Raw genomic sequence first — 13,943 nt, 5'->3', positions numbered from 1 at the left:
GGGCTGTTGCTTCCTCGCGATTGCTTTGGTTAAGGCGTCTTTGAGCCTGACTGACGCGCCGCTATCGCGAGCAAGCTCGCTCCCACAGTAATGCTGTTCACTTGAGGCCCTCATCACAAGAGCCAATACTGGATAGCATTTGATCTTTGCCATTGACTTGCCGCCAACGCACCGCTAATTTCCAGGCATGAATTCAACCGTACTGCGTAGCCAGCCAAGCATTATTACCGCCATTCCTTATTTGGCGGGCTAGCTGACGGCTACACCGAACCCGCCCTGGAGGCGGGTTTTTTCTTTCTGTCTCCTGGGCTCCGACCGAACCAGGAGATCGCCATGACCACAGTCCACACCGAGCAAGCCCTGCTTGAGCACTACGTCAAGAAAATCCTCGCCGCGCCGGTCTACGAACTGGCGGTGCGCACGCCGCTGCAAGCGGCACCTGCGCTGTCCGAGGCCCTGGGCAACCGGATCCTGCTCAAGCGCGAAGACCTGCAACCGACCTTTTCCTTCAAGATCCGCGGCGCCTATAACAAGCTCGTGCACCTGACCGCGGAGCAGCGGGCCCGTGGCGTCATCACTGCCTCTGCCGGCAATCATGCCCAGGGCGTCGCGCTGGCGGCACGGGAACTGGGTATTTCGGCCAGCATCGTCATGCCCGTGAGCACCCCGCAGTTGAAAGTGCTGGGGGTGCGCAACCGCGGCGCCGAGGCGCTGCTGCACGGTGACAGTTTTCCGTTTGCCTTGGCCCATGCGCTGGACCTGGCCGAGCAGACCGGGCGGGAGTTCGTCTCGCCTTTCGATGACCCGGATGTGATTGCCGGGCAGGGCACCGTCGCCATGGAGATCCTGCGTCAGCATCCGGGCCGGCTGGACGCGATTTTCGTCCCGGTCGGTGGCGGGGGGTTGATCGCGGGCATCGCCGCCTACGTCAAATACCTGCGCCCGGACGTTCGCATCATCGGTGTCGAGTCGCAGCACTCTGCCTGTCTCCAGGCTGCGCTGGCCGCTGGGGAGCGGGTCACCTTGCCCGAGGTGGGAACCTTTGCCGACGGCGTGGCCGTGGCCCAGATCGGCGCCCATGGCCTGGATATCTGCCGATTCTGTGTCGATGAGGTGATGACGGTGACCAACGACCAACTGTGCGCTGCGATCAAGGACATCTATGACGACACCCGTTCCATCACCGAACCCTCAGGCGCGTTGGCGGTGGCCGGGATCAAGCAATACGTGGCGCGCACGGGGGTGCGAGGCGAGACCCTGGTGGCGATCGATTCCGGCGCCAACATCAACTTCGACAGTTTGCGCCATGTAGCGGAGCGGGCCGCGTTAGGCGCAACGGACAGTGCCGCATGACCCACCGCTATCGCGAGCAAGCTCGCTCCCACAAGGATTTGTGGTGGGGTCATAAACTTCAGCTACACCGCCGACCCCTTGTGGGAGCCGAGCTTGCTCGCGATGACGGCAGTCTATTCAACATCAATGTAAGCTGATCCACTGAGAGCACGAGCAAACCCGCTCGCGTCGAACAATTTTTGAACAAGGCGACGGGCGCCCGCCCAGGTGCCTGCAATTGAGGCTACTCTAGCTTTCGACATGCTCGCCACGATTGCACTTTGCATGGAAAACCCGCCGTTTCCTTGCATTTTGCACGAGAGGTCCGATTGGTCTCGACGCTAAGCGATTGATTTATATCAGTGCGCTGTCTCGTCAATAAGGGCATATTTTTTGCGGGATAGTCTTGGAGTTCGATCAGGGAGTTCGCTTTCACGAGCTCAATAATAGAAACGCCAAAAAGAACGAACGGCACGGTATTCATAGTCCCAGTCCGCAGGGAAGTAAACGGACGAACATACCGCCGTCGTGAACATAAATTGGCCGCCTCAACAGGAGAGAGTCGCCATGTTTTTATCTGCCCTCGAAATGCGAAACATCATTGAAAGCAGCTTGCTGCCCAAGCGCTCGCAATGCACGTTGTCACCTGAGCTGACGATGACGATCAAGATCTTCGATGACCACAAGACCGATCACGTGGCCTTGGTCAAAACCGACATCGATGCCAGGAAACTCACCGGCTGCCGGGCCATCAACGACCTGATCGCCGAGTTGCGTACCGAGCTTGACCACAACCCTGCCGCTGGCAATCATTTTCATCAGCAACACCAGCGAATGACCGGGCGCTGAGTACGGCCTTGTCCTTGTCAGTCTGACGCTCGGGTCCGGCGATGTCCGAACCCGGCGTACAGTTCTCCAGCGGTCCTGCGCACCTCAGCCCAGTTGCTGTCGGTAAGGCAGGTCCGGACCGGTTTTGCCGCACGTCAGGGCGGCGGCTCGAATAGCGAACTCCAGCATTGCGCTGATCTGCTCCCGGGTCAGGGTGCGCACGCCTTCGACCGAATCCAATTGCTGTTCGGTCAGCCACGCAATCAGCGCGGCCTGGAAGGTGTCGCCCGCACCCACGGTGTCGGCTATTTTCACCGGGCACGCCGGCAGCGACCATGTACCGTGTTGGCGACTGAAGACCGTAGCCCCCTGGCCGCCACGGGTCAGGAAGACCATTTGGCAACGGTGCCCCAGCCAACCTTTGATGATCGCCTGGGGCTCGATGCCTGGATAGAGCAGGTCCAGATCTTCGTCACTGACCTTGATCAGGTCGGCGTATTGCACCAGTGTCGCGATTCGCGAGCGCCACAGCTCAATGTCTGGCTGCGGGTTGAGCCGCACGTTCGGGTCGAGGCTGATCAGGCGTTGGCCACTTTCCCGTTGCACCAAGGCCAGGAGCGTGTCCGCAATGGGCTGCACCACCAGCGAGAACGAGCCGACATGCAAGCCACGCACCTCAGGGCCGAGGTCCGGTAGATCGGCCAGGCTCAGTTGTCGGTCGGCACAGCCTTCGCCACGAAAGCTGTAGTGGGGCGAGCCGTTGGCGCCTACGGCGACCATCGCCAGGGTGGTCGGGGCGTCGAAGTCCATCAGGTATCGAGCGCTGACACCTTCGTTGAGCAGCACCTGCTGCAGGCGCCGTCCCAGGTAATCGGTGGACAGGCCGGCAAAGAGTGCCGATTCAATGCCCAGGCGGCGCAATCCCACCGCCACGTTGAACGGCGAGCCGCCGGCAATCGCCTTGTAGTTCACCTGCGAGGCAGGGCCGTCCGCCTCGGTCCCACTGAAAAAATCAAACAGCGCTTCACCACACACCAGATACATAGTTGCCCGCTCTCAAAGGGTTGCGACGTGTTGTCGATAACGTTCATAAGCCTGCTGGGACGCCGCGACATGGGCGGCGACTGGCCGGGTTTCGCTGGCCGGGTCGAGCTTGACGCAGCGCTCGCACAGTTCAGCCAGGCCGTCTGGTTGGCCTGAATGGCACCACGCTGCCTGGATCGCCGCACCCAACGCCGCTGCTTCGCTTTGTTCGGTACAAATGACGGTGGTGTCCATGATGTCGGCGACGACCTGCCGCCACACTGGGCTCTTCGAACCGCCGCCGATCAGCCGAATGCTCTGGGCCTTAAGCCCGTTGGCCCGCAACAGGTCCAAGCCATAGCGCAAACCGAAGGTCGTGCCTTCGACCACGGCGCGGCACAGGTTGGCCCGGGTCAGGTTGGTGGTGGTCAGGCCCAGCAGGCTACCCGTGGCATGGGGCAGGGCAGGCACCCGCTCGCCGTTGAGGAACGGCAGCATCGACACACCTTCTGCGCCAATCGGGGCCTGGACCACCAAGGCGTTGAAGGCGTCGATGTCCAGGTCCAGCAGCTCGCGGATCGCTCCGGTGGCGTTGGTCAGGTTCATGGTGCAGATCAGCGGCAGCCAGCCACCACTGGAAGAACAGAACGTCGCCACTGACGGTTGCGGGCTGACCGTGGGCTCTGCGGCATAGGCGTAGACCGTGCCGGAGGAACCGAGGCTCATGGTGATCACGCCGGGCTGGATATTGCCGGTGCCGATGGCGCCCATCATGTTGTCGCCACCGCCACTGGCCACCACTGCGTCGGGGTTGATGCCCAGGTGCTGGGCAATGGCCGGCAGGATGCGTCCCACCGGCTGATGGGCCTCGATCAGCTCCGGCAGCGCCGCTTGCAAGCGTCCGCTGGGGTCGATGTGTTGCAGCAACGGCACGTCCCATTGGCGGGTGCGCACGTTGAAGTAGCCGGTCCCCGAGGCATCGCCGTATTCGCTGCAATGGCGACCGGTGAGCCAGAAATTGAGGAAGTCGTGGGGCAGCAGGACGCTGGCGATGCGTTCGAACAACTGGGGATGTTGCTCCCGGGTCCAGAGCAGTTTGGAAACCGTGTAGCCCGGCGCGATCACCACGCCGAGGCGTTCGAGGCTGCCGTCTTCGCCGCCCAGGTGGGTCAGGAGCCGATCGTTTTCCGGCGTCGTCTCGGTGTCGCACCACAGCTTGGCCGGGCGCAGGACCTGGCCCTGGTCGTCAAGCAGCACCAGACCGTGTTGCTGGCCGGACACGCCGATGCCGAGGATCGCCTGGCCATCGACCCCGGCGGCGGCCAAGGCCTGGTGCGTCGCCTGGGTGAATGCATCGAGCCATTGCTGGGTGTCTTGTTCGCGGCGACCGTTGGCCCCGCTGATCATGCTGTGGGCAGCGGCGCCCTGGCCGAGCACCTGGCCGCTGAGCGCATCCAGGATCAGCGCCTTGGTGCCTTGGGTGCCGCAGTCGATGCCCAGGAACAGTTGTTGGTTTGCCATGGAAATCCTCGGTCGTCAGAACCAGCAGGTAATAGCAGTTTGGTCAGCAACCACACGATCTGTGGCGAGGGAGCTTGCTCCCTCGCCACAAAAAGCGGTTCGCGGTCGAGGGCTAGTTCGCCTCGGCCAGCACCCGCTCAAGTGTTCGTGTGACCCCGTGCTCGCGCAAGCTGTTGCAGCACCATTGGAATGCTGCCACGAATTCCGGAGAGCGGGGGATCGCGGTGCCAAAGATTTCCTCCACCTCCAGCACCCGCTGGGTCACCAGCGCATCGTCGGCCACCAAGGCCTGGCAGAACGCCGCCCGTGGGTCCGGGATCGAGTACGTCACGCCGTTCTCGTCCACACCCTTCAGGTACACCGCCCAGGCCGCGACGACCAGCGCCGCACGGCGAGTTTCGCCGCCGTCGGCGATCAAGCGGTTGATGGTCGGGACGGTGAATTTTGGAAACTTCGACGAGCCGTCCGAACAGACCCGTTCCAACTGGTCGGCAATCGCCTGGTTGGAAAAACGCTCCACCAGGGTGTTCTTGTAGTCGTTCAGGTCGATGCCCGGTACTGGCGCCAGTTGCGGCGTCACGTCCAGGTCCATGTAGGCGCGCATGTAACGCACGAACAGCGGATCGTTCATGGTTTCGTGGACGAAGCGATAGCCCTTGAGAAAGCCCAGGTAGGTCAGCGCCAGGTGACTGCCGTTGAGCAGCTTGATTTTCATCTCTTCATAGGGGGAAACGTCATCGGTGAACTGCACGCCGACCTTTTCCCAGGCCGGACGGCCGCTCACGAATTTGTCTTCCAGCACCCATTGCACAAACGGTTCGCAGACCACCGGCCAGGCGTCGTCGATGCCGTGTTCGTCATGCAGCTGCAAGCGATGGGCGCCGCTGGTCATCGGGGTAATACGATCGACCATGGCGTTGGGAAAGCTCACGTTCCCGTCGATCCATTGGCCCAGTTCCGGGTCGCGCAGCGCGGCAAACGCCAGCAGCGCCTTGCGCGTGACGGCACCGTTGTGGGGCAGGTTATCGCAGGACATCAGCGTGAACGCTGGCGTCCCCGCGGCGCGGCGCTTGGCCAGGGCGGCACAGAGGAAGCCGAAGACAGTCTTCGGTGCCTCGGGGTGGGCGAGGTCGTGCTGGATCTGCGGCAGGTGGGCCATGAACTCGCCATTGCTGTCGTCGATGCAATAGCCACCTTCGGTGATGGTCAGCGAGACGATGCGGATCTGCGGCTCGGCCAGTTTGTCGATCAGCGCCTGGGCGCCGTCTTCGGCCAGCAACATGTCATTGATCGCGCCGATCACGCGGACTTCGGTGTCATCGGTGTCGCCCAGTTCGTACAGGGTGAACAGGTAGTCCTGGCTGGCCAGGTCATCCCGGGCACGCCGATCCTCGGCCCGCAGGCCCACGCCACAGATGGCCCAGTCCAGGTCAGCGCCGGTGTTCATCAGCGCATCGGTGTAGTACGCCTGGTGCGCTCGGTGGAAACCACCGACGCCGATGTGGGCGATGCCCTGGCGGATATCGCTCAAGGGGTAGGCCGGCAGGGCGACTTCGGGGTTGAGGTTGTGCAGGTTTTGTCGGTTGAGTTTCATCGCAAGTCTCGGCAATCAGGCGGCGGCGCGCAGCGCGCGGTTCACCGCGACGCCCTCGGCATCGAATAAATGGCAGTGTTCAGCGTCCAGGTGCAGGCTCAACTGCTCGCCGAAACGGCTCGCCAGGTCGCCGCGGACGCGCATGGTCAAGGCTTCGCCGGAGGCCGTGACGACGTGGCAGAAGGTGTCGCTGCCCAGCCGCTCGCTGACGTCTGCGGTGACTTGCAACGTGCAATCGCCCGGTTGCGCCAGGTTCAGGTGTTCCGGGCGAATCCCGAGGGTTACCGCAGCGCCGACGCTCAGGTTGGCGCCACTGCGCGGCAGATTGATGCGTGTACCGGCGTCCAGCAGTACTTCACAACCCTGGCCGTCCAGGGCGGTAACCTTGCCTTTGAGGAAGCCCATTTTCGGGGTGCCGAGGAACCCGGCGACAAACAGGTTGGCCGGCTGGTGATACAGCTCCAGCGGCGAGCCGACCTGCTCGATGCGCCCGCCGTTGAGCACCACCACCTTGTCAGCCAGGGTCATGGCTTCGACCTGGTCGTGGGTCACGTAGATCATGGTCGCCTGCAACTCTTTGTGCAGGCGCGCCAGTTCCAGGCGCATCTGCACCCGCAGGGCCGCGTCGAGGTTGGACAGCGGTTCGTCGAACAGGAAGATTTTCGGGTTGCGCACGATGGCCCGGCCGATCGCCACGCGCTGGCGCTGGCCGCCGGACAATTGCTTGGGCTTGCGCTCGAGCATCGGCCCCAATTCCAGGATTCGCGCCGCTTCATTGACCTTCTTTTCGACGTCGGCTTTGGGCACGCCGGCCAGGTCGAGGGCGAAGGACATGTTTTTGCGCACGCTCATGTGGGGGTACAGGGCGTAGGTCTGGAACACCATCGCCAGGTCGCGCTTGGCCGGGCTGACTTCAGTAATATCCCGGCCATCCAGTTCGATGGTGCCGTCGCTGACCTCTTCCAGGCCGGCGATCAGTCGCAGCAGCGTGGACTTGCCGCAGCCCGACGGGCCGACGAAAACCACGAACTCGCGGTCGTTCACCTCAAGGTCGATGCCCTTGATGATGGAGAAGCCTTCGAAACCCTTTTGCAGATTCTTGATTTTCAGGTTGGCCATGATGATGGGCCTCCACTTCTGATTATTGTGTAGGGCGCGTTACTTCACCGCGCCGAAGGACAAACCACGCACCAGCTGTTTCTGGCTGATCCAGCCAAAAATCAGGATCGGCGCGCAGGCCAGGGTCGAGACGGCCGACAATTTGGCCCAGAACAAACCTTCCGGGCTGGAATAGGAGGCGATCAGCGCTGTCAGCGGGGCGGCCTTGGAGGAGGTGAGGTTCAGCGACCAGAACGCCTCGTTCCAGCACAGGATCAGCGACAGCAACACGGTGGACGCCAGGCCGCCCTTGGCGATCGGCAGCAGCACGCGGACCATTTCCTGCCAGAGCGTGGCGCCATCCAAACGTGCCGCTTCGAGGATGTCGCGAGGGATGTCCTTGAAGTAGGTGTAAATCATCCAGACCACGATAGGCAGGTTGATCAAGGTGTAGATAATGATCAGCGCGATCCGCGTATCCAGAAGGCCAAATTGCTTGGCCAGCAGGTAGATCGGCATCAGCACACCCACCGGTGGCAGCATTTTGGTGGAGAGCATCCACAGCAGCGTGCCTTTGGTGCGCTGGGTTTCATAGAACGCCATGGAGTAGGCCGCCGGCACCGCGATCAGCAGGCACAGGGCGGTGGCGCTGAAGGAAATCACCACCGAGTTCCAGGCGAAGCTGAAGTAATTGCTGCGCTCGTTGATGTGCAGGTAATTCTCCAGGGTCGGCGCGAAGATGAACTGCGGCGGCGTGGCGAACGCGTCGATTTCGGTCTTGAAGCTGGTCAGCACCATCCAGAAGATCGGAAAGAAGATCACGATCGCGATGGCCCAGGCCAGCGTGCCCAGCAACAGACTCTGCAGGCGACGGGATTGTTGAAGAGTCATGGCGACGGCCTCAATGCTTGTCGGTGAGGTTTTTGCCGATCATCCGAACCAGGATGATGGCGGCGATGTTGGCAATGACCACGGCAATCAGGCCACCGGCCGACGCCATGCCGACGTCGAACTGCACCAGCGCCTGGTTGTAGATCAGGTACGCCAGGTTGGTGGAGGCGTAGCCGGGGCCACCGTTGGTGGTGGTGAAGATCTCGGCGAACACCGACAACAGGAAAATTGTCTCGATCATCAGCACCACGGCAATCGGCCGGGCCAGGTGCGGCAGGGTCAGGTGCCAGAAAATCGCGATGGGGCCGGCACCGTCCAGGCGGGCAGCTTCTTTCTGTTCCTGGTCCAGCGACTGCATGGCCGTCATCAGGATCAGGATCGCGAAGGGCAGCCATTGCCAGCTGACGATGATAATGATCGACAACAGCGGGTAATGGGCCAGCCAATCCACCGGCTGGGCGCCGAACAGCTTCCAGACCGAGGCGAGGATGCCCGACACGGGGTGGAAGATCAGGTTTTTCCAGATCAGCGCACCGACCGTGGGCATGATGAAGAACGGCGAGATCAGCAGCACACGGACGATGCCGCGACCGAAAAACTCACTGGCCTCCAGCAGCGCGCTGATCAATACCCCGAGGACAATGCTGATCAACAGCACGCTGCCCACCAGCAGCAGGGTATTGGTGGCGCCGGGCATGAACCCCGAGTCGGTCAGGAAATAGGTGAAGTTCTCCAGCCCGACGAATTCGTTTTCGCCGGGGTAGAGCAGGTTGTAGCGGATCATCGAGAAGTAGACGGTCATGCCCAGCGGCACGATCATCCACAGCAGCAACAAGGCCACCGAAGGGCTGACCAGGAACCAGCCGGGGTTGGCCAGGCGGATCTTGCGCACCGGCGGCGGAGCGATCTCGATGGGGGCTTTGGCGGTTGTAGTTGAGCTATTCATGGCATTGAACCGATTTTTGCGGGGCCTACAGAAATCCCCTATGGGAGCGGGCTTGCTCGCGAATAGGGAGGCACATCCAACATCAATGTGACTGACAGATCGCTTTCGCGAGCAAGCCCGCTCCCACAAAAGGGCAGAGCGGCGACGTGGGTTACTTGGGATACCCAGCGCGTTTCATCTCGCGTTCGGTGGTGGACTGCGCGGCGGTCAACGCCTGGTCCACGGTCTGCTGGCCGGTCAGCGCGCCCGAGAAGAACTTGCCCACCTGGGTGCCGATGGCCTGGAATTCGGGGATGGTCACCAACTGAATGCCGATGTAGGGCACAGGCTTGAGGGTAGGGGCTTTCGGGTCGGCGACTTTCAACGATTCCAGCGTCACTTTGGCAAACGGCGCGGCCTTCATGTATTCGTCGCTGTAGGTCGAAGTGCGGGTGCCCGGTGGTACGTTGGCAATGCCGTCGGTCTTGGCGACCAATTGGTTGTACTCCTTGGACGTTGCCCAAGTGGTAAAGACCTTGGCCGCGTCCTTGGCTTTGGAGCTGGTCGGGATGGCCAGGGACCAGGAGTACATCCACGAGGTGCCTTTGTCGGTTTTTTCGTGGGGGGCGAAGGTGAATCCGACGTGATCGGCCACCTTGCTCTGGGTCTTGTCGGTCACGAACGAGCCGGCGACGCTGGCGTCCACCCAGATGGCGCACTTGCCGCTGTTGAACAGCGCCAGGTTTTCGTTGAAACCGTTACTGGAAGCTCCCGGCGGGCCGGATTTCTTCATGTTGTCGACGTAGAAGTTCAGGGCATCCTTCCACTCCGGCCCGTTGAACTGCGGCTGCCACTTCTCATCGAACCAGCGCGCGCCAAAGCCGTTGGCGAGGGTCGTGACCAGCGCCATGTTCTCGCCCCACCCGGCCTTGCCCCGTAGGCACAGGCCATATTGCTCCTTGGATTTGTCGGTGAGCTTTTGCGCGAACTCACCGATCTGGGTCCAGGTTGGGTGTTCGGGCATGGTCAGCCCTGCGTTCTTGAACAGGTCCGTGCGGTAATAGGTGATCGAGCTTTCGGCGTAGAACGGCAGGGCGTACAGCGAGCCCTTGACCGACAAGCCATCGCGCACGGACGGGAAGACGTCATCGAGATCGTAGGAGGCCGGCAGGTCTTTCATCGGTTCCAGCCAACCCTTGGCACCCCAGAGTGCGGCTTCGTACATGCCAATGGTCAGCACGTCGAACTGTCCGCCTTGGGTGGCGATGTCGGTAGTCAGGCGTTGGCGCAGCACGTTTTCTTCAAGCACCACCCAATTGAGCTTGATGTCCGGATGCTCGGCCTCGAACGTTTTCGAGAGCTTTTGCATGCGGATCATGTCGCTGTTGTTGACGGTGGCAATGGTGAGGGTCTCTGCGCCGAAGCTGACGCTGCTGAGGGTCATGCAGGTGGAGACAAGCAGAACTTTTACCGAAGGTTTCATCGCGCACTCCTTTTCCGCGCCCGAAGGCTGCAGAAGGACAGTTATTGTTTTTGTGTCTTCCGGATGAAGGGAAGAATGTGCGCTGATTACAGCCTTCTATGGACGGCGTGACAAATCATCCGTCGCACTTTGACTGATACTTTTTTGCACTGAAGAGGGAGTGAGGCGAGCAAGGAGCTTGTGGCGAGGGAGCTTGCTCCCGCTGGGGCGCGCAGCGGCCCTGTCTTTTGGGGCTGCTGCGCAGCCCAGCGGGAGCAAGCTCCCTCGCCACAGAGGCGGTGTGTCAGGGCAAAAAGGTCAGCCCTGATTCTGCTCGGTCAACCGCTGCACCGCCAGCCGCCGGTAGTGGGACGGGGTCATGCCCTTGAGCTGCTGGAAGCGCCGGTTGAAGTTGGAGATGTTGTTGAAGCCCGATTCAAAGCACACGTCCGTCACCGGTTTGTCGCCGTCGGCCAGCAGCTCGCAGGATTTGCTGATGCGCAGGCGATTGACGAATTCGATGAAGCAGCGGCCAGTGGCCTGTTTGAACACCCGGCTGAAATAGGTGGGCTTCATGCCCAGGTGCTCGGCGACTTCTTCCAGGGGCAGTTCCCGGGCGTAATGGGCAAAGATGTAGTCCACCGCACGGTTGGTGCGGTCGATGCTGTGCTCGTCCGCCGTTTGCGGGGCGTTCGTGCCGGACAGCAGTTGGTAGTCATCCGTGGCGGCCAGCAGCTCCATCAGGATGAAAAAGTGCCCCAGGCGGCTCATGCCCTGGGAGTCGGCGATGCGCTGCATCAGGGTCATGGCCTGGCGGATGGTGCGCTTGCAACGGAACTCGATGCCGTATTGGGCGCGTTCGAGCAACGGCGCGACCGTCTTGAGCTCGGCGAATACCTGATGGCCGCTTTCGAACAACTCGTCGGTGAAGTTCACCAGCATGTCGCGCTTGGGCACCACTTCGTCCTCGGCCACCTGGCTGATCCAGTTGTGGGGCAGGTTGGGGCCGGTGAGAAACAACGATTGGGGGTAGAAGTTGCCGATGTAGTCGCCAATGAACACCTTGCCGGAACTGGCGACGATCAGGTGCAGCTCGTATTCCTTGTGGAAATGCCAACGCACCAGCGGGCAGGGGAAACCATGCTGGCGGTAGATGATGGACAGCCCGTTATGGTCGTCCATCAACTCGTAGGAGGGGTCGGTGACTCTGGCTGTTCGGGTCATGGGCCTGGCGCTTTTATTATTATCGCCGCTGAATAATGCCCCCTTCGCCAGACAGGTGCCACCCTGGTGTCTAACCGTTGCGGTTTTTTTCTTCGATCCACTGGGACATGTATTGGGTGCTTTTGTGCTGGTGGTGACGCAGCATGCCGCCGGTGAAATTGTCCCGGCGTCGTTGCGCCAGGTTCGCCCGGCAAGCGTTGAGGCTGTCGATCAGCGCTGGCCCATGGACCTGTCGCCGATAGCGGCTCGCCAACAGCGACAGGCCTGCGTCCCGAGCCTGAGCCCAGCGCTCCGGGTCGCTGTACAAGTGCACGGCCTCGCGGGCGATGGCTTCGGCACTCTGGGCAATCGCCCCGGGCCAGGGCAGGTCGCCGTGCATGGCTTCGGCCCCCACGGGCGTGGTGACGTTGGGGGTGCCGCAGAGCATGGCGTCGATCAGCTTGCCTTTGATACCCGCGCCGAAACGTAATGGTGCCAGGCAGATGCGTGCGGCCGACATGACCTGCAAGGCGTCTTCGGCCCAGTTCATGATGTGAAAGCCTTGGGCCGGGTTGTGCAGCGCGGCGGCCTTCGGCGGGGTATAGGCGCCGTACAGGTGCAGTTGCGCGCCGGGGAGGCGTTGGCGGATCAGCGGCCAGATGGCGTTTTTCATCCAGAGCACGGCGTCCCAGTTCGGCGCGTGGCGGAAGTTGCCGATGCTGAGGAAATGCGCCCGCTCCTCGAACGGCACAAACGGTTGGCTGGGCAGTTCCAGCATCAACGGGCACCAATGCAGCAGGTTGCGGGGCAGCTTGAAGTGCTCCACCAACAGTTCGATCTCAACCTCGGACACCATCAGGTTGAGGTCGCAGCGGTACAGGGCGGCGATTTCCCGCTTGGCCAGGTCGGTATCGGCCATTCGTTGGAATTCCTCGTCCAGGGCCGGGGCGAAGAGGTCGCTGAAATTTTCGCTCGCGTCATCGCGCTTCAGGCGCTCCTTCAGGCGCTGATGCCGGGCGTGGCGCAGGCTTTGCAGATCGGAGGTCTCCAGCACCCGCAGGGCACCGGGGCAGTGCTTCTCGACCCGCCAGCCGAACTGTTCTTCCATCATGAACTGGTCGAACAGCACGATGTCGGGCGCAAGTTCCTGAATGAACGCGTCGAAGCTGCTGTTATTGAGTTCGATGGGCACTTCGCGGATGCCCAGCGCGACCAGGTCGGCACGCTGCTCGCCGGGGCCGGCCGGGCTGCTGAAGGTGATGTCCCAGCCTTCGCCAAGGAAGGTGTCGAGGATCTGCATGACGTGCCCACTGGCAGCCGATGAGCGAGGCTCGGGCCAGACATAGCCGATAACCAGGACCTTGGTGGCGGTGGGGTGGTGCATGAGCGGGGAGTTCCTTGGTACAGATCAGGCGCCATCGGCGCGCGGGGCGCCGATAGTGACCAAGAATGCGTTCCGGCTCAAGAAAGAATGCGTTTGACCTTGTCCCGCAGTTGATCGATGGAGAAGGGCTTGCCAATTACCGACATGCCTTCAGGTACATCGATGCTTTCGGCATAGCCGCTGGCGAACAGCACCGGCAGTTGCGGCCGAACGAGTCGAGCCTGCTTGGCCAATTCCCGTCCGTCCATTACCGGCAGGCCGACGTCGGTCATCATCAGGGCGATGTCCTGTTGGTCGTCGTTCAAAAACACCAGCGCCTGCTCGCAACCGTCCGCCTCCAGCACCTGATATTCCAGCTCCTCCAGCACATCGACGATCAACATCCGCACGATGTCGTCATCTTCGACTACCAGGATGGTGGGCTGGGTGGCGGCATTGGCGGTGGACATAGATACATTCTCGAAAGATGGAAACGGGAGGGAGTATGAAAAGAAACGGCCTCATTCATGAGTAAGTGCCAAGGCAGCACAAGTTCCCTGGGTTGTACAAGAAAGGATCTATAGTACAAGAGCTGACAAGGATAGTCGCTTCCTTGCTACAAGGCAGGCCGTCGCGGGATCTGCGCCTTTGACTCGTCAGAAAATGTGGATCCAAGCGCGGTTTTTCGGGCAAACTCCACGGT

The 13,943-nt window shown here is 61.6% G+C and carries 10 protein-coding genes and 2 pseudogenes; 2 read left to right on the top strand and 10 right to left on the bottom strand.

The features are described from left to right. Window positions 1–333: 333 nt before the first annotated feature. A pseudogene (gene ilvA / locus ACIPQ1_RS07540) lies at window positions 334–1,332 on the top strand (threonine ammonia-lyase, biosynthetic); the annotation flags it as partial. Window positions 1,333–1,899: 567 nt separating this feature from the next. Next, complete coding sequence (locus ACIPQ1_RS07535) at window positions 1,900–2,181, top strand: DUF1652 domain-containing protein (protein ID WP_053119524.1); 282 nt, start codon at window positions 1,900–1,902, stop codon at window positions 2,179–2,181. An 84-nt stretch (window positions 2,182–2,265) separates the two neighbouring features. Here the strand turns inward: ACIPQ1_RS07535 and ACIPQ1_RS07530 are convergent, their stop codons facing one another. The 10 genes and pseudogenes from ACIPQ1_RS07530 to ACIPQ1_RS07485 all read right to left on the bottom strand — a co-directional run bounded on the left by ACIPQ1_RS07530 (window position 2,266) and on the right by ACIPQ1_RS07485 (window position 13,710). Next, the gene (locus ACIPQ1_RS07530) at window positions 2,266–3,204 is read right to left on the bottom strand and encodes a carbohydrate kinase family protein (protein WP_250963576.1); all 939 of its coding nucleotides are present in this window, start codon (window positions 3,202–3,204) and stop codon (window positions 2,266–2,268) included. Between the two features lie 12 nt (window positions 3,205–3,216). After that, window positions 3,217–4,704 (bottom strand): xylulokinase, encoded by a 1,488-nt coding sequence (gene xylB, locus ACIPQ1_RS07525; protein ID WP_411384769.1) that lies wholly within the window; start codon window positions 4,702–4,704, stop codon window positions 3,217–3,219. Between the two features lie 112 nt (window positions 4,705–4,816). After that, window positions 4,817–6,298 carry a mannitol dehydrogenase family protein gene (locus tag ACIPQ1_RS07520; protein WP_446533874.1) on the bottom strand — a complete coding sequence of 494 codons (1,482 nt, stop codon included), beginning with the start codon at window positions 6,296–6,298 and terminating at the stop codon, window positions 4,817–4,819. A gap of 15 nt (window positions 6,299–6,313) precedes the next feature. Continuing rightward, window positions 6,314–7,417: an ABC transporter ATP-binding protein gene (locus ACIPQ1_RS07515; protein WP_411384767.1), complete on the bottom strand. Its 1,104-nt coding sequence runs from the start codon at window positions 7,415–7,417 to the stop codon at window positions 6,314–6,316. Between the two features lie 39 nt (window positions 7,418–7,456). After that, window positions 7,457–8,287, bottom strand: coding sequence for a carbohydrate ABC transporter permease (locus ACIPQ1_RS07510; protein ID WP_030142681.1), 831 nt, complete (start codon window positions 8,285–8,287; stop codon window positions 7,457–7,459). Between the two features lie 10 nt (window positions 8,288–8,297). Next, window positions 8,298–9,229: pseudogene (locus ACIPQ1_RS07505) on the bottom strand (carbohydrate ABC transporter permease). Window positions 9,230–9,384: 155 nt separating this feature from the next. Beyond that, complete coding sequence (locus ACIPQ1_RS07500; RefSeq protein WP_411384765.1) at window positions 9,385–10,695, bottom strand: ABC transporter substrate-binding protein; 1,311 nt, start codon at window positions 10,693–10,695, stop codon at window positions 9,385–9,387. 297 nt (window positions 10,696–10,992) lie between these two features. After that, window positions 10,993–11,898, bottom strand: coding sequence for an AraC family transcriptional regulator (locus tag ACIPQ1_RS07495; protein ID WP_186709372.1), 906 nt, complete (start codon window positions 11,896–11,898; stop codon window positions 10,993–10,995). A gap of 70 nt (window positions 11,899–11,968) precedes the next feature. Next, window positions 11,969–13,261, bottom strand: a complete 1,293-nt coding sequence (locus tag ACIPQ1_RS07490; protein WP_446533873.1) for a glycosyltransferase — start codon at window positions 13,259–13,261, stop codon at window positions 11,969–11,971. Window positions 13,262–13,338: 77 nt separating this feature from the next. Continuing rightward, the gene (locus tag ACIPQ1_RS07485; RefSeq protein ID WP_446533872.1) at window positions 13,339–13,710 is read right to left on the bottom strand and encodes a response regulator; all 372 of its coding nucleotides are present in this window, start codon (window positions 13,708–13,710) and stop codon (window positions 13,339–13,341) included. Window positions 13,711–13,943 lie beyond the last annotated feature (233 nt).

The organism is Pseudomonas sp. LARHCG127, assembly GCF_052871455.1.
Note: the sequence above shows the minus strand (reverse complement) of the source record. Positions and strands in the feature narration are given on the sequence as shown.

Coding starts and splice junctions, on each gene's coding strand:
- ACIPQ1_RS07535 (WP_053119524.1), top strand. CDS start 1,900: ATGTTTTTATCTGCCCTCGAAATGCGAAACATCATTGAAAGCAGCTTG.
- ACIPQ1_RS07530 (WP_250963576.1), bottom strand. CDS start 3,204: ATGTATCTGGTGTGTGGTGAAGCGCTGTTTGATTTTTTCAGTGGGACC.
- xylB (WP_411384769.1), bottom strand. CDS start 4,704: ATGGCAAACCAACAACTGTTCCTGGGCATCGACTGCGGCACCCAAGGC.
- ACIPQ1_RS07520 (WP_446533874.1), bottom strand. CDS start 6,298: ATGAAACTCAACCGACAAAACCTGCACAACCTCAACCCCGAAGTCGCC.
- ACIPQ1_RS07515 (WP_411384767.1), bottom strand. CDS start 7,417: ATGGCCAACCTGAAAATCAAGAATCTGCAAAAGGGTTTCGAAGGCTTC.
- ACIPQ1_RS07510 (WP_030142681.1), bottom strand. CDS start 8,287: ATGACTCTTCAACAATCCCGTCGCCTGCAGAGTCTGTTGCTGGGCACG.
- ACIPQ1_RS07500 (WP_411384765.1), bottom strand. CDS start 10,695: ATGAAACCTTCGGTAAAAGTTCTGCTTGTCTCCACCTGCATGACCCTC.
- ACIPQ1_RS07495 (WP_186709372.1), bottom strand. CDS start 11,898: ATGACCCGAACAGCCAGAGTCACCGACCCCTCCTACGAGTTGATGGAC.
- ACIPQ1_RS07490 (WP_446533873.1), bottom strand. CDS start 13,261: ATGCACCACCCCACCGCCACCAAGGTCCTGGTTATCGGCTATGTCTGG.
- ACIPQ1_RS07485 (WP_446533872.1), bottom strand. CDS start 13,710: ATGTCCACCGCCAATGCCGCCACCCAGCCCACCATCCTGGTAGTCGAA.